General features: G+C 40.4%; 16 protein-coding genes. 4 read left to right on the top strand and 12 right to left on the bottom strand.

What is annotated here, in order from left to right; genetic code table 11:
* Positions 1-7: 7 nt before the first annotated feature.
* The 4 genes from mutL to PYS60_RS03340 all read left to right on the top strand — a co-directional run bounded on the left by mutL (position 8) and on the right by PYS60_RS03340 (position 3,749).
* A complete protein-coding gene (gene mutL / locus PYS60_RS03355; protein WP_315567684.1) occupies positions 8-1,984 on the top strand; it encodes a DNA mismatch repair endonuclease MutL in 1,977 nt (658 codons plus the stop codon).
* A 21-nt stretch (positions 1,985-2,005) separates the two neighbouring features.
* A complete protein-coding gene (miaA, locus tag PYS60_RS03350; protein WP_315567676.1) occupies positions 2,006-2,947 on the top strand; it encodes a tRNA (adenosine(37)-N6)-dimethylallyltransferase MiaA in 942 nt (313 codons plus the stop codon).
* 113 nt (positions 2,948-3,060) lie between these two features.
* Positions 3,061-3,468, top strand: a complete 408-nt coding sequence (locus tag PYS60_RS03345) for an RNA chaperone Hfq (RefSeq protein ID WP_315567674.1) — start codon at positions 3,061-3,063, stop codon at positions 3,466-3,468.
* A 56-nt stretch (positions 3,469-3,524) separates the two neighbouring features.
* Positions 3,525-3,749, top strand: coding sequence for a hypothetical protein (locus PYS60_RS03340; protein ID WP_315567671.1), 225 nt, complete (start codon positions 3,525-3,527; stop codon positions 3,747-3,749).
* Between the two features lie 66 nt (positions 3,750-3,815).
* Here PYS60_RS03340 and PYS60_RS03335 read toward each other — a convergent pair whose 3' ends face one another.
* From PYS60_RS03335 to priA, 12 genes are all read right to left on the bottom strand, one after another.
* A complete protein-coding gene (locus PYS60_RS03335) occupies positions 3,816-4,892 on the bottom strand; it encodes a tyrosine recombinase XerC (protein ID WP_315567669.1) in 1,077 nt (358 codons plus the stop codon).
* 657 nt (positions 4,893-5,549) lie between these two features.
* The gene (locus PYS60_RS03330; protein WP_315567667.1) at positions 5,550-6,962 is read right to left on the bottom strand and encodes an aminopeptidase; all 1,413 of its coding nucleotides are present in this window, start codon (positions 6,960-6,962) and stop codon (positions 5,550-5,552) included.
* Between the two features lie 23 nt (positions 6,963-6,985).
* Complete coding sequence (locus PYS60_RS03325) at positions 6,986-8,347, bottom strand: replication-associated recombination protein A (protein ID WP_315567664.1); 1,362 nt, start codon at positions 8,345-8,347, stop codon at positions 6,986-6,988.
* Positions 8,348-8,363: 16 nt separating this feature from the next.
* Positions 8,364-9,620: a tRNA uracil 4-sulfurtransferase ThiI gene (gene thiI / locus PYS60_RS03320; RefSeq protein WP_315567663.1), complete on the bottom strand. Its 1,257-nt coding sequence runs from the start codon at positions 9,618-9,620 to the stop codon at positions 8,364-8,366.
* A 7-nt stretch (positions 9,621-9,627) separates the two neighbouring features.
* The gene (locus PYS60_RS03315; RefSeq protein WP_315567661.1) at positions 9,628-10,812 is read right to left on the bottom strand and encodes a cysteine desulfurase family protein; all 1,185 of its coding nucleotides are present in this window, start codon (positions 10,810-10,812) and stop codon (positions 9,628-9,630) included.
* A complete protein-coding gene (gene rsgA, locus PYS60_RS03310; protein ID WP_315567659.1) occupies positions 10,802-11,713 on the bottom strand; it encodes a ribosome small subunit-dependent GTPase A in 912 nt (303 codons plus the stop codon). Before rsgA ends, PYS60_RS03315 begins: the two co-directional genes overlap by 11 nt.
* Entirely contained in the window at positions 11,703-13,499 is a 1,797-nt protein-coding gene (gene pknB, locus PYS60_RS03305) for a Stk1 family PASTA domain-containing Ser/Thr kinase (RefSeq protein ID WP_315567658.1), read from the bottom strand. The genes rsgA and pknB overlap by 11 nt, the downstream gene beginning before the upstream one ends.
* A 43-nt stretch (positions 13,500-13,542) precedes the next feature.
* Positions 13,543-14,286 carry a PP2C family protein-serine/threonine phosphatase gene (locus PYS60_RS03300; protein ID WP_315567656.1) on the bottom strand — a complete coding sequence of 248 codons (744 nt, stop codon included), beginning with the start codon at positions 14,284-14,286 and terminating at the stop codon, positions 13,543-13,545.
* Positions 14,283-15,410, bottom strand: coding sequence for a 23S rRNA (adenine(2503)-C(2))-methyltransferase RlmN (rlmN, locus tag PYS60_RS03295; RefSeq protein ID WP_315567654.1), 1,128 nt, complete (start codon positions 15,408-15,410; stop codon positions 14,283-14,285). Before rlmN ends, PYS60_RS03300 begins: the two co-directional genes overlap by 4 nt.
* Before the next feature lie 14 nt (positions 15,411-15,424).
* Complete coding sequence (gene fmt, locus PYS60_RS03290; protein ID WP_315567653.1) at positions 15,425-16,420, bottom strand: methionyl-tRNA formyltransferase; 996 nt, start codon at positions 16,418-16,420, stop codon at positions 15,425-15,427.
* Between the two features lie 10 nt (positions 16,421-16,430).
* Positions 16,431-16,901, bottom strand: a complete 471-nt coding sequence (gene def, locus PYS60_RS03285; protein WP_315567651.1) for a peptide deformylase — start codon at positions 16,899-16,901, stop codon at positions 16,431-16,433.
* Between the two features lie 65 nt (positions 16,902-16,966).
* Positions 16,967-19,069 carry a replication restart helicase PriA gene (gene priA / locus PYS60_RS03280; RefSeq protein WP_315567650.1) on the bottom strand — a complete coding sequence of 701 codons (2,103 nt, stop codon included), beginning with the start codon at positions 19,067-19,069 and terminating at the stop codon, positions 16,967-16,969.
* Positions 19,070-19,073 lie beyond the last annotated feature (4 nt).

The following is a 19,073-nucleotide window of genomic DNA, read 5'->3' as shown; positions in this document are numbered from 1 at the left end:
GGTTATTATGGCACATATTAAACAGTTAGATGAACAGACGATTAAACAGATTGCTGCCGGTGAAGTGATTGAAAGACCGGCTTCAGTTGTGAAAGAATTGGTAGAAAACGCTATTGACGCCGGTGCAAGCAGAATAGATGTTGCCGTCAAACAGGGGGGAATTGCTGAAATCAGAGTGCAGGATAACGGTTCAGGTATACCGCAAAATGAGTGCTTATTGGCTTTTCAAAATCATGCTACCAGTAAATTAAGCAGAATTGATGACCTTAATAATTTGCTCAGCATGGGTTTCCGCGGTGAAGCTTTAGCATCTATAGCTGCCGTCAGTCATGTAACTTTAATTAGTAAACCGTCTACGCAGGAAAATGCTTACATGGTGGAACTACAGGGGTCTGAAGTTTTGAAGCAACAAGTTTGTGCGGCTAATAACGGTACACAGTTTATTGTTCGTAATTTATTTTATAATGTGCCGGCAAGATACAAGTTTCTAAAAAAAGATAACAGCGAAATTCAGGCTATTACGCGCATTATAACCGAAGAAGCTCTAGCTGCTGCGAATATCGCTTTTACTTTAAGTAATAATGATAAGATAATTCTTCAAACTCCCGGCAACAATGACCGCTTAAGTGTTATTCAATCTTTATTCGGCACTGAAGTAGCCGATAAATTACTTCCTATAGAGAGTGATCCGAATTTTACTTTAACCTGCAGCGGCTACATCGGACGTGCCGACTTAACACGAAAAAGCAGAAGAATGGAATATTTTTTCGTCAATAATCGTTCCTTTGCCTCAAATATAATTTTGAAAGCCGTGGAAGCTGCCGTTCAGGATTATTTAATGACCCGAACTTTTCCGGTAGCTTTTTTGTTTTTGGATTTGCCGGCAAACCTCGTTGATGTTAACGTACATCCGCGTAAATTGGAAGTCCGTTTCTGGAATGATAATGAAGTTTATCGTGCCGTATATCACCAGGTAAAAAACAGTTTTTCCGCTTATTTGCAAGCGCAGGCAACTAATTACCCGCCAAATAATTCACCGGTTATAAACACCGAAGAGCTAAAGTCAGAGAAAAGTGAACTGCCTGCATTTAAAGCAATCGAGCCGTTTACTGCGTCAATTCCGAACGAACAGGATAATTCCTCTAATCCGGCAACAGCTGATACTACACTTACTCAGTCTGAATTTATGATACCTGCTGTAAATAACCTAATTCGGACCCCGGAATTAAAGGAAAATGTCACTATCTACAACGATATTTCCGCTGTTGCTTCAAATATAGATGCGGGCGAAACAGGTCCGACGACAGTTAGCGCAGAAAAGAGGACAATAGAACGTCTGTTTAATGCCAGCTTAGAAAGAGTCGACGGGAAAGCGGATGAATTACATAAATTACCGTCAGCTGAGTATCTTGGCCAATTGTTCTTAACTTATCTGCTTTTTGCCTGCGACAATGCTTTGTATTTTGTTGATCAGCATGCTATGCACGAACGCACTATTTATGAAAATTTATGTAATGCTGCTAAGCGACAGGAGAAAATAATAAGCAAAACACAGGATTTGTTGGTTCCTTATTCTTTTACATTATATCCGGCAGACAGCTTGATTATATCGGAAAATTTAGCGGAATTATCTGAACAGGGATATAAATTGCAACAGACAGCCGACGGCTCTTTTGTTCTAGCGGCAATTCCTGCAGATCAGATCGGCAATAACCTTAAACAATTGGTGGAAGACCTTTTACAGGCTTTAGACGTCAAGCAAGGCGGTTTTGCCGCTGAGCTTTCCAAAACTCAACGCCTTTTAGCGACCAAAGCCTGCAGAAGTGCTATCATGGCGCATGATTTTGTCGAACGGACGCGCGTCCCGGCTTTACTGGACGCCTGGCTTAAATGTCTTAATCCTTTTCAATGTCCTCACGGCAGACCGGTTTGCTTGAAATTGGAACGGAATGAATTGGAAAAAGCGTGTAAACGTAAAGTATAAAATAGTGAAGGAGAACTTAAAGTGGCAACTATTCCGGTGATTATCGGACCGACAGCCAGCGGTAAAAGTAATTTAGCTCTGGCTTTAGCGATGTGTACAGATAGTGATATTATTTCCCTTGATTCAATGCAAATTTATCAGGGATTGGATATCGGAACTGCTAAAGTTACTCCGGCGGAGAGAAAAGCGGTAAAGCATCATTTAATAGATATAATTCCCCCGACAGAAAATTATTCGATTGCCGATTTTCTTAGTGCTTATAATAAATTAATCGCTCAACTGCAGAAATCAAAACGGAAATATCTCTTAGTCGGCGGATCTTTACAATATTTGTCGGCAATTTGGTACAATGACAGCTACACTGAAATTAGCGGGGTTAATCCTGATTATCGGGAAAAATTACAAAAAGAATATTTGCAATATGCTGCTAATCATCCGGACAATAAGCAAAATCCTGTATATTTACAATTATGTGCTCTCGATCCTGAAAGAGCAGCTGTCCTGCATCCTAATGATTGCAAACGCATTGTCAGAGCCTTGGAAATTATTGCTGCAACTGCCAATCCGGCTTCCGCTTATCGCTTTGAACATAAAAGTAATCAATCACATCTTTATACTTTGTTTGCCTATGACCGCCCGCGAGAAGAGTTATATAGCCGGATTAACGAAAGAGTATTAATGATGGTAAAAGAGGGATTACTGCAGGAAGCACGCAAAGTTTATGAACATCGCAATGAATATAGCCAATCCTGCTTACAGGCAATTGCGTACAAAGAATTTTTCCCTTATTTTGAGGGAAAAATGGGACTTGACGACGCAATTGCAAGCTTACAGCTTAATTCACGCCATTATGCTAAACGGCAATTATCAATTATGCGAAAATTACCGATCAATTATTTGCCTGTAAATGCAGAAAATTCTACTATTATCACCAATATTAAAAATAAATGTTCACTGTACTGAAAATTAAAATATAATAAAGTTAATATATTTTTATACTGTATTGTTTATACAAATTATCCTTTATTTTTAACAATCGGGAGCGATAATAATCTCATCCGAAAGGAAAAAATTTAATGTTTAGGATAATTTATATGAGCGATTTGATGTTTAACAAATTAGGTAAAGTTGATTTTTCCACCCGAGAAAAAAACGGTACTGCTAAAACAGCGGATAACAATTTGCGTAACGGCAGTCTACAGGATTGTTTCTTATCAATTTGCATAAGAGAAGAATTGACAATTGATTTGTGCCTGAATAATGAAAGCAGCAGGCGCGGATATATCTTGGCATTTGATAATTTATCAATTTTGTTTTGGGATCAAAAACGATACTACCTGATATTTAAAAGTTCTATCTGCTTAATTTCGCCGTTGGATTTTTTGGATATGCATTTTTGCATGAAAGAATTTTCACCGGCGAAAGAGGCGCCGACAACAGAAAAATATCCTTGGGAAACGTTAAAGAAACGAACTGTAAAATGATACGTATCGACTGCTGCGCATTAATTTAGTATAATTTTGGAGACGAGGTTATTGCTATGAAATTAAAATTAAAGCGCACAGGTCCTAATAAGCGTTATCGCTTTAAAGGTTATAAAACGATAAAACAGGCTGCTCGCACCAGAATGTTTGAGCGCCAGCGGCAGTTATTATATCAGTATATATTTTTGATTGTCCTTGTAATCGCTGTGGTCGTAGCCTGCATCGTTTTGAAACCTTGGGATAAGATACGTGACATCTTAACTGTATTCGGTATCTTGTAATTCCTGATTTGAGTGCGCAATTATTGTTATGATAATTGCGCATCCGATCAATAGGTATTGAACTTATTACTTTTCTTTTTCAGTTTCGTTTTCCGGTAATTTACTGAGATCCAACTTGGTTGAAGCCAGAGGATTGCTTTCGACTGCCTGATGTAAAATACTTTGATTTGTATGAGTATAAATCTCGGTAGTTGCTACGCTTTCGTGTCCTAAAATTTCCTGTAAAGCCCTAATATCGACGTGCCCGAATTGATACATTAAAGTAGCTGCAGTATGTCTGAGTTTATGTACACTGAATTTGAAAGTGTCTAATCCTGCTGCCGCCAAAGCTTCTTTAATCATAACTTGAATCATACTGCGTGATAATCTGTTGCCTTCGCGTGAGATGAATAGGGCTGTTTTAGCAGCTTTCTTGGCCGGCATTCTGACGTTGAGATATTTTTGCAGCGAATCTAAACAGGCGGCGTTCAGATAAATAGTCCGTTCTTTATTACCTTTACCGATAACCCGTAATGTATCACCGTTAATATCATCAATATTCAAGGCCTGCAATTCGGACAAACGCATCCCGCAATTGAGGAAGAGAATAAGGATGCAGTAATTACGAATACTTAATTCTTTTTCCGTTTCCTCTTTGTACTTATGCTTATTGTTAATCTTCAAGCTGCTGTTTAATAAGCTCTTACTTTGCTCTAAATTCAAATATTTAGGTAAACGTTTCATCTGCTTGGGCGATTCCAACTCGGCCGTCGGGTCATTAGCTAAAAGGTTAACTTTATGAGCCAAATATTTGAAAAAGCTCTTCAAACTGGAACATTTTCGTGCCCGATTACACGCGGAAGATTGACGGGAATTAGCCAGCCAGGCGATATATTGATATATTGTCGTCAGTTTGATTTCCTGTAATAATTCGACATCAACTGTACTTAAATCTATTTGCTCCAATGGCAGATCGGCCGCCACCTTATGCGTGCTTTGCAAATACCAACGGAAAAACAGGCGCAAATCGTAATGATACTCTTTAATAGTCAAAGGTGAACGACCTTTAATAGCTTGTAAATAAGCCAAATAATCATCTAAAATCGTAAAAGAATCAGCCACAGCATCCGCGGCATTTTTATCAGTTTTTTTGTGTCTAGTCATAGCTTAACCCCAAGCTTCATATTCCTGTTCTCATACAATAACTCATGTAAGTGTGATTAGTTTGACATAAAAAGGACAAGCAAGTAACAAATATTAATTGAGATTATTTTGTTATATAAGCCTGAATTTCTGTTAAAATCGTCTTTCAAGTTATGGGAAAGGGGCCCGCGTTTACTTATTCTGAGTTCTACAAAATAATAGTTTTGTAGAATTAAATAGAGAGATTAAAATTAGTCGTATAAAACCGAGCTTAAACGGTCGGCAAAAGCCGATGCAAGTTCAAAGCAGCTAACAAGTGTCTAATTAGAGACTTAGTTGCAGTTTTCAAACGAAAGAACGAAAATTTAAACACAAATGCAGCTGAAAGCCTAAAAGAATATACAGCAGATTGAATAGCTATGCAATCATTTAACCAAATAAGCAGAATTAAGGTCTCAGAAAAGATTGATGTTCATTTTGACTACATGAACTTAATTTCATGTTGAGAAAATAAGCACGTTTACTTATGAAATTTATACATTAAAAAGAATAAATTTTCTCAAAGGAAACAAGCTGCCCTTTCTTCCCTAATGGTTCCTGAACATAAAAAAGCAAAAAAATACTCATCCAAGCTATTGCAGCCTGAATGAGTTATTAAGTGCATCCAGTCGGACGCTTTTATTTGTCATCAGCTAATAGATTCATTTCCAACAAAAAAGCTTTATAAGCTAAATAGGAATAGTACAAATCAAGTTTATGACAAATCTCCATCGGCGCATGCATACACAAAACCGGAATACCGGCATCAACTACCTGCATGCCTGTTTTAGCAGCAAACTTGGCAATAGTACCGCCGCCGCCCATATCAATTTTACTCAAAGTACCGATTTGCCAAGGCAAACGAGCTTCTTCAAAAATATTGATAACCGACCGTAAAAATTCGCTGTTAGCATCATTGGAACCGCTTTTACCGCCGGCTCCCGTGTGCTTTATTAAGCATAAACCTTGCGCTAAATAAGCGTTGTTAGCCTGATCGAAGACTTCCGGATACATCGGATCAAAAGCATCGCTGACATCTGAAGAGATCATATAGCTGCGGCTGATAATCTTATTATACAAAAGGTCGTCAAAACGTTGCAGCGATCTCTGTATCAGTTCCATTAAAAACAACTCGTACAAACGTGATTGTGCACCCGTATTACCTTCCGAGCCGATCTCCTCTTTATCATAAAGGAAAGATACTACGGTACGCTTACATGAATCAATTGCAGCTAAAGCGGTAAAGGACGCAAAAGAACAAAGCTTATCGTCCTGACCGTAACAAGCAATCATGGACGCATCCAGGCCGACATCTCTGGCTTTAGCAGCCGGAACAATTTCCAACTCGGCCCCAATCAAATCGCACTCATTAACTCCGTATTTTTCATGGAAAATACGGAGAATTTTGTCACGATAAGGAGTTTTGCTGTCGCTATCTGCTAAAGGTTGCGAACCTACCAATAATTTCAATTGTTCGGCGCTGATGAAACTTGCAGCTGATTTACTCATCTGTTCCCTACTCAGGTGCGGCAAAAGATCGGTAAAGAAAAACACCGGTTCATTCTCCGCTTCTCCAATTGTAATCGGCAACACCGTGCCGTCAGCTTTAGTTATCACGCCGTGAATAGCCAAAGGAATAGTAGTCCATTGATATTTTTTTACCCCACCGTAATATTGCGTTGCCAAATAACTTAAATTATTGTGTTCCTGAACGCTGTTGGCTTTGGTATCAAATCTGGGAGAATCAATATGTGAACCCAACAAATTCATGCCTTCAGTCAAATCTAAGCTGCCGATTACAGCCATAGCCAGGCCTTTATTTCTAATCGACATATAAACTTTGTCACCGGGCTTTAATTTATCGCAATGAGCAATAGGCTTAAAACCTGCAGCTTGTAATTCTTTAATTGCCGTGCTGACAAATTCTCTTTCAGTTTTGGCTTGATTAAGGAAGCTTTTGAAATGTTCGGCATATGTATTTATCGCCTTTTGCTTTTCCGGCGTCAAATCTGCCCATACATCAAACTTTTGTCGTTTGTAACTTTGTTCCATCAATTTACAACCTCTTTTCTAATTCAGATCTTGTTATTGTCCACTATTTTACTGTTATTTCCTGTTGTTGCCAAATCATCCGCTACTTGATTCTTACAATAATCCCGCCAAGCAGTCAGCCATTTTTTTATTTTTTCTTCCTGACCGTTAGTACCGGGTTCATAATAGATCGTCCCCGCCATCTCCTGCGGTAAAAACTGTTGTGCTACTAAGCCTCCGGGGTAATTATGCGCATATTTATAACCTTTACCATAGCCCAAAATTTCCTGCATACCGCTAATCGGAGCATTCAAAAGGTGTCTGGGAATTTCTCCCGTATTTTTACTTTTAACATCCGCCAGAGCCGCATTTACAGCTTTATAAGCCGTATTTGATTTAGGACTGACAGCGATATAGATACTGGCATGCGCTAAAATAATCCTGGCTTCCGGCATACCTATTTGTTGAACGGCCTGTAATGCCGCCACGGCCAAAGGTAAAGCCTGATTATTTGCCAAGCCGACATCTTCACTTGCACAAATAACCAATCGACGAGCCAGAAATTCAGGATCTTCTCCGGCGTTCAAAGCTCTTGCTAAATAAAATATGGCTGCATCCGGATCGCTGCCGCGCAAAGACTTTATATATGCCGAAGTATTGTTATAATGTTCTTCTCCTGTTCGATCATAATTATATTGCACAGGCAAAGCAAGCTTATCCAGCATTTCAGCGCTGATAATTATCTGTCCGTCAGCAGAATAAGGCGTTGTTGTCACTAATAATTCCAGCAAATTTAAAGCTCTTCTGACATCCCCGTTGGCATATACGGCAATTTTGTTTAACTCGGCGGCAGCAATGTTAACCGGTAAATTGCCGAACCCGCAGGCGGAATTTAATGCTCTTTGCAAAACTTTAATGACCGCTTCGTTGCTCAACGCTTTCAATTCCAAAACACTGCTGCGTGACAGTAAAGCTTTATTAACTTCAAAAAAAGGATTCTCAGTTGTAGCGCCGATCAGAATAATATTACCGTTCTCTACCGCGGGCAAAAGCGCATCCTGTTGAGCTTTATTAAAGCGATGGATTTCATCAATAAACAATAAAATTTGTCCCTTGGGACAGGTAAAAACATTTTGACTGTCACTGATTACTTCTTTAATCTCCTTAACACCTGCTGTCACAGCATTCAATTGGCGAAAGGGATAGGAACATGTTTTCGCCAAAACGTAAGCCAGTGTTGTTTTGCCGGATCCCGGAGGACCGAAAAGAATTAAAGAACTTAAAGTTTGTTTACTTAATAGACGTCTTAACCAGGTTCCCTCACCTAAAATATGCTCCTGGCCGACAATTTCGTTAATATTTTGCGGACGTAATCGTACGGCCAGCGGTTCCGTTAAATTGGCCATTCAGCTTTTCTCCTGTTTATTCGTTATAATCACGTTGAAATTCTTTGATCCGATCATATCGGATATCATAAGAAGTAATTTTACTTAAAGCTTGTTGCGTCAATGCCGCACAATCAAGTTCGCTGTCACAACTTTGCCAAGCAGCCGTATTCGGTCTGGTTTTCGGATGTTTGGCCACAAAAATTGTACAGCAGTCATCATAAGGCTTGATTGAGGTTTCAAAAGTTCCGATTTTACGTGCAATTTTGATAGTATCTTCCTTATCAGAACCTATTAACGGGCGAAAAATCGGCAAGGTCGCAACAGCATCGGTGGCATTGATAGCTTCGGTTGTTTGACTTGCTACCTGACCTAAAGATTCACCGGTAATTATAGCTTTACAATCACGTTTTTCCGCTAAGGCCTGCGCAATCCGCATCATCATTCGGCGCATGGTGATAGTTATCATATCTTTAGGTGTTTTGGCGTTAAGTTCAAGATTAATATCGGTAAAATCAACAACATGTAACACGACTCTGCCGCAATAACGGCTGACTATCTGAGCTAAATCTATAACTTTTTGTTTAGCTAAATCAGAAGTATACGGGAAAGTATGAAAATAAATCGCTTCCAATTCCATCCCACGCGATGCCATCATATAAGCAGCTACCGGAGAGTCGATACCTCCGGACAGTAAAACCAGACCTTTAGCCGACATACCTGTAGGTAAGCCGCGCACGCCTTGGATTACTTGACTGTATACGGCCAAATTTTGCCGTATCTCGACTTTAATTATAAAATCAGGTTGGTGAATGTCCACTTTTAATTCCGGATAAGCTTCCAGAAGGTCGCCGCCCAATTGGTTCATAATTTCCATAGAAGTCAGAGGAAATGACTTTTCGGCGCGCCGGCAATCAACTTTAAACGTTTTATCGCCCCGTTCCAGATGTTCTTCAACCAATTGCCGGGAAATTTGCAGAATATTGCTATAATCGCCGGCAAACAAATATACCGGGCTGACGGAAACAATACCGAAAGTTTCAGTCGCAACTTCAATCGCTTTCTGCAGCAGTAAATCTATTTCAGTTTCCGTAACAGTCGGCGTAACATTTGGTATAATCCAAATTCTGCTTTGGCTGAGAGTCACTTGATAGGAGCCGTATTGTTTCAACTTTAAAGCTAAATTATGCAATAAACGTTCTTCGAATTTATGGCGATTTAAACCTTTGAGAGCAATTTCACCGAAACGGGCCATTATTAATTTTTGTTTATTAAATTCAACTGTTCTTGTCATTTTAAAATCACTTTCTATTTATTTCTGCTAAAAAAGAAACGCACTTATTGATAGCTTTTGCCAAAATAAGAATATCATCAGGCTGATGCTCTTCGTTTATGGTAATACGTAAATGCCCTTGCGCAACAGCTTCGGTAAAACAGGCCGCTTTTTGCGCCGCAACTTTACCGGCAGCTAAATTATGGCAGCTTGAAGCTGTTGAAACACTGATTCCTTCCCGTTCCAGAGAATGAAGTAATACCTCACCTCTGATATTCGGGAAACTGATAGCTACAATACCTGGATATTGGCGTAAGGCGGCAGCACCTTGAATACTGTATGACAAAGTCGAAATATTTTGCAAAAGTAAATCACGTAATTTTTGGATATATTCTCTCTTGGCGTTCAAGCGACTTATATTGCCGCTTTTCAGAGCCGCATCGGCCATAGCTCTGACTAAAGGCGGATTTTCTGTACCCGAACGCATATTATTCTGTTGACCGCCGCCGACAATAAAAGGTTTGAAATATTTTGGTTCTTTAATATACAGTAGACCGCAACCTTTAGGCGCACCGATTTTATGGCCGCCCATACTGACATAATCAACGGCAGTTTGCACGAAATCCCAGGCAATTTTGCCCCAACCCTGAACATTATCTACATGCCACAAAGCTTTAGGCGCATATTTTTTTAATAGCCGAGAAATTAGCATTAAGTCGTTAATCGTCCCCGTTTCATTGGAAAGACTGACGTTGGAAAGGGCTAAAATTCGCTCTCCGTACTGCTGCAACAGGTTCTCCAGACAATCTGTATCCAAAAGATAAGAGCTCGTCAAAGGAACATATATCAATTCCAACTGCAAATCGTCGGCTAAACGTTTAGCTGCGGCAACTGTCGCTGCATGCTCACCTTGAGCAATTAACAGTATGTCCTGCTGCTTGCGTCGTCTCTTGGCAAAGTTGTAAAAAACAGTATTGATAGATTCTGTAGCGCCGCTTGTAATTAACAATTGTCCGGGCGCGACATTAAAAGTAGAGGCAATATCGCGTAATGAGTCGGTAATCAATTTTTGCGCGACAATTCCGCTCTCATATACAGCTGCCGGATTAGCATAGTATTTTTGCAAGTTAGCACAATAAGTTTGCCAAATGTCAGGCGGAATCGGATGACTTGCTGTTGCATCAAAATACAAATTAATTTTATTAATAGACATACTTTTTTTCTTCACTCACTATATAATTGTAAAAATTGCAATAATTTTGCCAACGCTCCCGGATAAAAGAACTTTGACAGGCGGCTATTACTGCACATTTCGGTTCATGCGTATGACTGCAATTATTAAAATAACATCCTGCCGTAAATTCGGCCAAATCCGGATAAGCCAAAATAGCTTCCGCCGGCCGCAAGCGAAACTTAGCGATGTCCAGGGCAGAAAAACCGGGTGTATCAGCTAACCAAATTTTACCACAAGAGAAAAATTGGCTATGTCTTGTAGTCTGCTTACCTCTTTTTAATTTGCTGCTTAAAGATTGCGTAAGCATATATTCCGAGCCTAATAAAGTATTGAGCAGAGTTGATTTACCCACTCCGCTAAGTCCGCTTAAAGCAACTTTGAGTTCTTTTTCCCGACACCAGGCAGTAATTGTATCCAATTGCTGCATTTTAGCGGAGATAATTGCCGTTTTGAATGCTTGATTAAAATAAGACGAAATATATGTGCTTCTTGCCTGTTCGGCATTATCCAAATCAACTTTAGACAATAACAAGCGAATCTTAATCTGCTGCTGCAGTGCCTGACAAATAACCGCGTCCAATTGTAAAAAGTTAATTTCCGGTTCGAACAAACTTATTACCAACCACAACTCATCTATGTTGGCCAAAGGCGGGCGTAATAACATGTTTCTTCGCTGCCGGCAGGCCACAATTTGGGCAGCAGTTTCCGCCTGCGGTGTTAAGATATAGTCTATCTCATCACCGACGCATAAGGGCGATTTATGATAACGCAAATTACCCTTGGCAGTTGCCGACAGTTCCCGGCCTTCAACTGTTATAACGGTAAATAGCCCGTTCAACACTTTAGCTATAAAAGCTGTTTGTCTCTTTTCAGTCGTCATTATCACTTTGTTCTTGTTGATTTTTTATTGTATTAGCCAAATCCGCTTGGGAACAGGCATGGATATCAACTTTTGTTCCGACATCTATTTTATCGCCGCCGATATATGCTTTATTATTACCGGCAGGAGCGACATAACTGACAACGGCGTTATCTACTGTCAAATTATTATCGGCACTTTCCAATATTACTTCATTAATTTCCAAGCCCTGTGATTTCAACCATTCGCTTGTTTCTTTGGCACTTTTGCCTCGTTGAGGTTGAAATGTCACCTTATCGGAACCGGTAGAAATATAAAGAACAATTGTTTCATTTTTCTTTAAAACGCTGTCGGCAGCCGGACTTTGTTTAACAACATAGCCCTTCTGGTAGTTTTCATTTTTAACTTCTTTAATCTCCACCGCCAGACCTTTTTGTTGCAGCTCCCGTTTTACTTCATCTCCCATTAAACCGACATAATTGCCGATTTTGGTTAAATCATTACCTTTACTTACAGTTAATACCAGCTTTTGTAAACCGTTGGGGAAAAAGCGGCTGTTGGGACTGATATTCTGCTTAATAACAATATCTTTGTCATATTTATCGGAATAAACATATTCAATCTCCGGCGTAATTCCCGCTTCCCGCAGCGCTTTCTCAGATTCAGTCAGCGTATGACCGATAAAATCGGCCAATTTAACCGGCGGTACCTGGTTGGAGCTCAATTCGGTACGGAAATCATCAATAAAACGATAACCCAACACACCGATGGCCGCTATTGCCGCTATTAACAATATAATTATAAAACCTGTTTCCCGCCGCCTGGAAGAACGTCTCTTATTCATAGTCTCTTCCAAATAGCGTAATTTGGCCAACTTATCACCGGCGGTATTGCCGGAATTAAGCTTTGTCCTACCTGTATTAAGCTCGGTAAAACTATTATGTTTGCGAGCATCTTTTGCAATACCGAAAACACCCTGAGGATTAATCATAAAAGCATCAAGCTCACTGATTAAATCACGCGCACTGTTGTAGCGGGTATTAGGTGATTTATTCAGACACTTCATTACGATATCGGACAAAGGTTGCGGCACCAGAGGTTCTATAGAAATAGGCGGTGCCGGTTGCTCATTAATATGCTTCAAGGCCACCGTCACGGACGTATCGGCATCAAAAGGCAAAGAACCTGTTAAAGTTTCATACATCAAGACACCGAGAGAATAAATATCGCTTCTTTCCGAAACAATCCCTCCCTGAGCCTGTTCCGGCGAAAAATAGTGAACCGAACCTAAAGTTCCCGATCCCCCGGCTACCGTATTCTGATTGTTGGCTCGGGCAATACCGAAGTCGGTAACGTAAGCTTTCAATTGCTTATTAATAATAATATTCTGAGGTTTAATATCACGATGAATAACGCCGCCGGCATGAGCACTTTCCAAAGCCAGGGCGATCTGAACAAAAATCGGCACAGCGACACGCCAATCAAGCCGATGATAATGCAGAATCATCTCTTTCAACGTCACCCCGTCAACATATTCCTGGACCATATAGCGCATACCGTGGTCTTCACCCACACCCAGGACTTTAACAATATTATCATGGGATAAACTGGAAGCGGCCCGTGCCTCGGTGTCGAAACGCCGCAAAAATTCCCGATCATCGTTAAATTCCGGTTTCAGCATTTTAACAGCTACGAATTGACCGTTTTTCAAATCCTGGGCCAAATACACCTGAGCCATACCACCTGAACCTAAAAGCTTACAGATGCTATAACGATCATTCAAAACGGTACCGTTCAAAATAGGCATGTTGTCTCCTCATTTTCATTTCTTGTCTAGTTATTATAAATCTTCAGCCGACAGACAGGCAAATAGCCGTTGCATTATCCCGACTAAGTTCTTCCGCCTCGGTTAATAATCTTTTAGTACATATCTCTGCCGTTTTACCTTGCAAAAAGCACATTTCCATTTGGTCTTTACTCAGATATCCGTGGATACCGTCGCTGCAAAGTAAAAGCTTATCGTTACTTTGTAAGTATAACGAGAAAATATCGGGATTAATATAGTTGGCCGTCCCGACAGCTTTTGTCAACATATTTCTCCCCGGATGCGTCAAGTACTCCGTATAAGTAATTTTGCCGCTATCAAGTAATTTTTGGGCATAATTATGGTCAACGGTCAATTGCTGCAGCTGATTTTTATGCCAGCAATAAGCTCGACTGTCTCCGATATTGGCAATTAAAGTTTCACCGTCATCACCGACTAAAGCTGTCAATAAAGTTGAACCCATATTATGTAAAGATTCTTCTGTCAAAGCTTTTTGGAAAACTTGCATATTAGCCTGATTGAAAGCATTTATCAGACAAGCTCTGTCCGCACGAAAATCCGGATTCTTCGGCAAATTTTTCGTCAAATAATCCTGAACGCTGTTAACCGCCAGATTACCGGCAATTTCTCCTCCCTGCTCGCCGCCCATGCCGTCAGCCAAACACAAAACATAAGTTTTACGTTCCTCCAGGTAAAAGCAACGATAAAAATCCTCATTATCAGGTCGATATTTACCGCATATGCTGTCAGCAAATAACCAAAAATTCATATTTTTATCCTTTCAGACGAGGCGGCGCAATTCTCTTTCCGAACATCGGATTGTAATTTTTGGCGCCTTAATTGACCGCAAGCGGCAAATATGTCCTGTCCTTTTTTCTGCCTTACAGTTACTTCGATTTTCCGCTTAAGCAAAACCTGCTTGAATTTTTCAACAGTTTCGGCAGACGGCGGAACAAAATCGGTCCCCGGAACAGGATTTACTGGAATTAAGTTAACATGACTAACTATGCCTTTAATATAATCCGCCAGATAATTAGCATCCTCAATACTATCATTGAAGCCTTTAAATAAAGCATATTCGAAACTAAGGCGTCTACCGCTTAATTTCTGATACGTTATACAAGCTTGTTTCAAGGTACGCAAATCAAAGGTTTTAGCAATCGGCATAATACTTTCACGTTTGGCCTGTAAAGCTGAATGCAGTGAAATAGCTAATGTTATCGGCAGTTTGGCCTCAGCCAACTTGTATATTGCCGGTACCAAACCGCAGGTTGAAACAGTTACATGCCTTAAGCTTATATTTAAGCCCTCTTTTGCATTCAACATGCGTAAAAAACGCAATAACTCCTGCAAATTTTCTAAAGGCTCACCAATTCCCATAACAACAACATGGTCAATCCTTATTTCTCCCAAATCGCGCTGGATACGGTATATTTGCCCCATCATTTCGCCGGCGCTGAGATTACGTCCGTACTTAATCAAAGTTGAGGCACAAAAAGCACAGCCCATACGACAGCCGGCCTGTGAACTTATGCAAACTGAATTTGATTTTTTGTAGGGCATATACACAGCTTCAATAATATTGCCGTCGGACATTTGGAAAAGATATTTCCGACTGCCGTCAATTTGCGAAACTTTAACCAGTAATTGCTTCGGATAATCTAAAGTATAATCTTTTGCCAAAGCCTCTGTTAACTGCTTCGGGATATTCAACATCTCGGCAAAACTGACAACACCCTTATTTAACCAGGATTGAATTTGTTGCGCCCGAAATTTACCGGCACCGCATTTACAAACGCAGTCCTGTAATTCGGCATAATTCAGATCATATAAAAGTCTATGTTGCGCCTGAACTTTATCCAAGGCCGCCTGCATGCTGTAATTATCGGGCATAAACATTTCTCTTTCTAATTAAATTGTGACAAGAGAGGAAAATTATGAGCAATTTCCCCGGCAGCCAATCTTTTACCGCCGGCAAACTGAATTTCCTGTAATTCCAGGAAACCGTCGGCACAAGCTACCAGCAGACAGCCTTTATTCAGTACAACTTTACCGTCAGGTTGAGTATTAGCGCTCTTAATTTTTTGCAAACTATCATTTAATATTTGTTGTTGATGCGGTGTCAAATTGGAAATTTGCGGTAACGCAGCACTGTATATTTTCATCGTTTTACCGCCGTAATCGGTAAAAGTATCAGGCCAGGGATAAAAAGCTCTTATTTTGTTGTACAGATTAAGCGCCGGCTCATGCCAATTAAGCTGTCCGTCTTCTCTTTGTAAAAGATGGCAATAAGTAACTGAATTTTCATCCTGTTCCACGCCTTGCACCTGATTGGCAAAATAAGCATCTAAAAATTTTACAATATTCCGTGCCGCTAAGTTTGCCAGTGAAGCTTCCAAATCTTTATATGTCATATCCGGGCCTATTGCTTGCCGATATTGAGCATAAATGCAACCGGCATCCATAGCCTTAACCATCTTAATTATAGATACTCCCGTTTCCTGCTTTCCTTGCAGAATAGCGGTCTGAATCGGGCTGGCGCCGCGCAGTTCCGGCAATAAACTTCCGTGAATATTGATCGCACCGAATTTGGGTAAATCCAATACGGAAGAAGGCAAAATTTTACCGTAAGCCGCCGTAACAATTAAATCCAAATCCAAATCCCGCAATGCCTGAACATTGGCCAAGTCTTTGAATGTCGTAAATTGTAAACAGGGTATAGAATGCTCCAAAGCCGTGACTTTAGCAGGCGGCATATGCAAGTCCCGCTTGCGACCGATTACCGTATCCGGCTGCGTAACTAAAGCTAAGGGACGATAATAGTCACAGGCAATCAGCTCTTTCAAAATAGGGACAGCAAAATCAGCTGTACCCATGAAACAAATTCTTTTATAATCACCCATAAACATAACCTTACTTATCGCGATACATGGTACCGGGAATAACATGATCTTTGTACAGCTCGCCGTTAAGATGCCCCGTTTCATGCATCAGACAGACACCGTACATCCCGGTTTCCGTTACCTCAAAATAATTACCTTCTCTATCCTGTGCCCGACAGGTAACATAGCGCGGCCTTTTAACCTCTCCCCACCATTTCGGGACACTTAAACATCCTTCAGTGTTAATCTGTTCGCCTTCAGTTTTAGTAATTTCAGGGTTAATATAAACTTTTAACCCCCGTTCATCCTGAAAATCAATAATAAATATGCGTTTCAGCATACCTACCTGATTGGCAGCCAAACCTACACCGTTGGAAGTTGCTTTCAACGTATCAATCATATCATCAATTAAAGCTTGAGTTTTAGGACCGAAATCGTTAACCGGTCGACAGACTTTGCGTAAACGCTCATCACCCTCATGAATTATTTCTCTAAGTGCCATAAAAACCTCGAATGCAATAAAATAAACTCCCATAATTATAGCATAGGCATACAGAGGAGAATTAATTATGCTTCTAAAAACAAGCTGAAATTACAAGTAAACGGTAAAGAGATTTGTAAAAGCAACTTAAACAGATAACTTATAGCAGCTTCATCATTGGCTGTAATATTAAGGAAAATCCGATACTCATTATCCACTTTGCGCAATAAATCATCAGCAAAAGGCCATAAAATTAATTGCAGTTCCGGCCTGTGCTGTTTGATACCGGCAATTAAAGCCGTCAGTTCGGCATTAATCTGTTGCAACAACGTCCTGATTGCCGATAAGTCGTATCTGCAGTTGATGCTTATTTTGAATTGCCCGAAATACAAAAACGGCGGATAACCTAAACGTCGGCGCCAGACAAGTTGATCCTGATAAAATTGCTGATAATCATTCCGGATCGCCGCCTGCAGACATCTTTCCTGCGGGGCAAAAGTTTGCAGCAAAACTTGACAATTTTGCCCTTGTCTGCCTGCCCGACCCGCTGCCTGACAAATTAATTGAAAGCAACGTTCTTCCGCTTTATATCCCGGCATACTTAATAAACTGTCAATACACAAAAGACAAACAAGACCGACATTGCTGAAATCATGGCCTTTAGCTATCATCTGTGTGCCGACAAGGATTTGACATCTGCCTTGGCGAAAATCCTGCAACACTTTAGTCGCCGCCTGTTTTTTACTGCTGACATCCTGATCCAGCCGGGCGACATTGACTTGAGGGAACAAATTACGCACATATTGCTCCACCATCTCAGTCCCGAAGCCATAGTTAATTAAAGCTTTTTCCCCGCAAAAAGCACATTTTTCCGGTAAGTTTCGGCGATAACCGCAATAATGACATAATAATTTCCGACAATCCAGATGATAAACCAAACGAAAATCACAATGCGGGCAAAGTATTGCCCGCCCGCATTTTCGGCACAAAGTACTGGTATTATAACCGCGGCGATTAAGTACCAGCAAAACTTGTTGCTGCAAATTCAAACAATTACTGATCGTTTTGACAGTTCGTTTAGCTAATATCAATTTGTCCGTTTTAACCGTTTCATTCCTCAAATCAACAATATCAATAGCAGGCGGTAAAGTGTGTGTTACTCTTTGCGTTAATGTCAGCAGTACGCTCCTGCCCTCTGTCGTACGATAATAGCTGTTAACAGACGGTGTTGCGCTGGCAAGTAACAAAAACGCCTTCGGATGTTGGCGCAACATTAATCTTGCAACTGTAATTGCATGATAATGCGGAATTGTTTCCGATAAATAAGAGCTGTCATGTTCCTCATCAATTACAATAAGACCTATATTATCCAAATTGCTGAACAGCGCACTGCGTGTCCCGATAAGAATTTTCAGTTTACCGTCGGCAATTGCCATTGCAGTCGATAATTTTTCTCCTTCGCTCATTTGACTATGCCAAATACCGCAAATTTCCGGGAAACGTAAACTGAAAGCTTGAATCATCGGGTAACTGAGATTTATTTCCGGGACCAGAATCAGACAACAATGTCCGGCTGCCAGAACTTCTTTTGCCAAAGTTAAATAAATTTCAGTTTTGCCGCTGCCGGTAACGCCATGCAATAAAAACTCACGTTTATTCGCTGCCAGAGAAAGTTGAAGCTTCTGCAGCACCGCTTTTTGTTCTGTCGTTAACTGCGGGACTGCGGCCAACTTACTTCGCTCTGCTTCTGTAAGGCTTTGTTGAATAAGCGCAATATAATTACGATATTTATTACCTGATTTTTCCGGCTGCTTGAGATTGTAAGGCGGCAAAGACAAAGATAAGGCATGAGCAAATGTACACTGATAACGTTGAGCCAATAAATGAGCCAGTTCCACTTGTTTATCGCTGAGATAAGCCCGTTCATTATACCAAGCGGCTGCAAATTTCAGCTTTTCTTTGGCAAAAGTTTGCGGCAACGGGCAAGTTCGTAAAATTAAAGCTGCCTGCAATTTATTATTTTTCCCCAGAGGAACCTGTACCAAACGATTGCGGCAGAATTCCGGGCTGAAAAGTTGTGTCTGATAACAGGTGCTTATTTCCTCCTGCATAGATTGAGGCAGAAGATAATAGAGATTTTGTTTAAATTTAGCCTGCAATATACAAACTTCAATCATCCAGTCGTTCATTTCA

The sequence above is a fragment of the Amygdalobacter indicium genome (genome assembly GCF_029101545.1).
GTDB lineage: Bacteria > Bacillota > Clostridia > Saccharofermentanales > Fastidiosipilaceae > Amygdalobacter > Amygdalobacter indicium.
This window is presented reverse-complemented; position numbering and strand designations above follow the sequence as displayed.

What these genes read in the sequence shown, in the direction of transcription:
- def (WP_315567651.1), bottom strand. Translation starts at nt 16,901, where the DNA reads ATGGCACTTAGAGAAATAATTCATGAGGGTGATGAGCGTTTACGCAAA.
- rlmN (WP_315567654.1), bottom strand. Translation starts at nt 15,410, where the DNA reads ATGCCCGATAATTACAGCATGCAGGCGGCCTTGGATAAAGTTCAGGCG.
- PYS60_RS03330 (WP_315567667.1), bottom strand. Translation starts at nt 6,962, where the DNA reads ATGGAACAAAGTTACAAACGACAAAAGTTTGATGTATGGGCAGATTTG.
- PYS60_RS03340 (WP_315567671.1), top strand. Translation starts at nt 3,525, where the DNA reads ATGAAATTAAAATTAAAGCGCACAGGTCCTAATAAGCGTTATCGCTTT.
- PYS60_RS03325 (WP_315567664.1), bottom strand. Translation starts at nt 8,347, where the DNA reads ATGGCCAATTTAACGGAACCGCTGGCCGTACGATTACGTCCGCAAAAT.
- fmt (WP_315567653.1), bottom strand. Translation starts at nt 16,420, where the DNA reads ATGGGTGATTATAAAAGAATTTGTTTCATGGGTACAGCTGATTTTGCT.
- PYS60_RS03300 (WP_315567656.1), bottom strand. Translation starts at nt 14,286, where the DNA reads ATGAATTTTTGGTTATTTGCTGACAGCATATGCGGTAAATATCGACCT.
- thiI (WP_315567663.1), bottom strand. Translation starts at nt 9,620, where the DNA reads ATGACAAGAACAGTTGAATTTAATAAACAAAAATTAATAATGGCCCGT.
- mutL (WP_315567684.1), top strand. Translation starts at nt 8, where the DNA reads ATGGCACATATTAAACAGTTAGATGAACAGACGATTAAACAGATTGCT.
- PYS60_RS03335 (WP_315567669.1), bottom strand. Translation starts at nt 4,892, where the DNA reads ATGACTAGACACAAAAAAACTGATAAAAATGCCGCGGATGCTGTGGCT.
- PYS60_RS03315 (WP_315567661.1), bottom strand. Translation starts at nt 10,812, where the DNA reads ATGTCTATTAATAAAATTAATTTGTATTTTGATGCAACAGCAAGTCAT.
- rsgA (WP_315567659.1), bottom strand. Translation starts at nt 11,713, where the DNA reads ATGACGACTGAAAAGAGACAAACAGCTTTTATAGCTAAAGTGTTGAAC.
- pknB (WP_315567658.1), bottom strand. Translation starts at nt 13,499, where the DNA reads ATGCCTATTTTGAACGGTACCGTTTTGAATGATCGTTATAGCATCTGT.
- priA (WP_315567650.1), bottom strand. Translation starts at nt 19,069, where the DNA reads ATGAACGACTGGATGATTGAAGTTTGTATATTGCAGGCTAAATTTAAA.
- PYS60_RS03345 (WP_315567674.1), top strand. Translation starts at nt 3,061, where the DNA reads ATGTTTAGGATAATTTATATGAGCGATTTGATGTTTAACAAATTAGGT.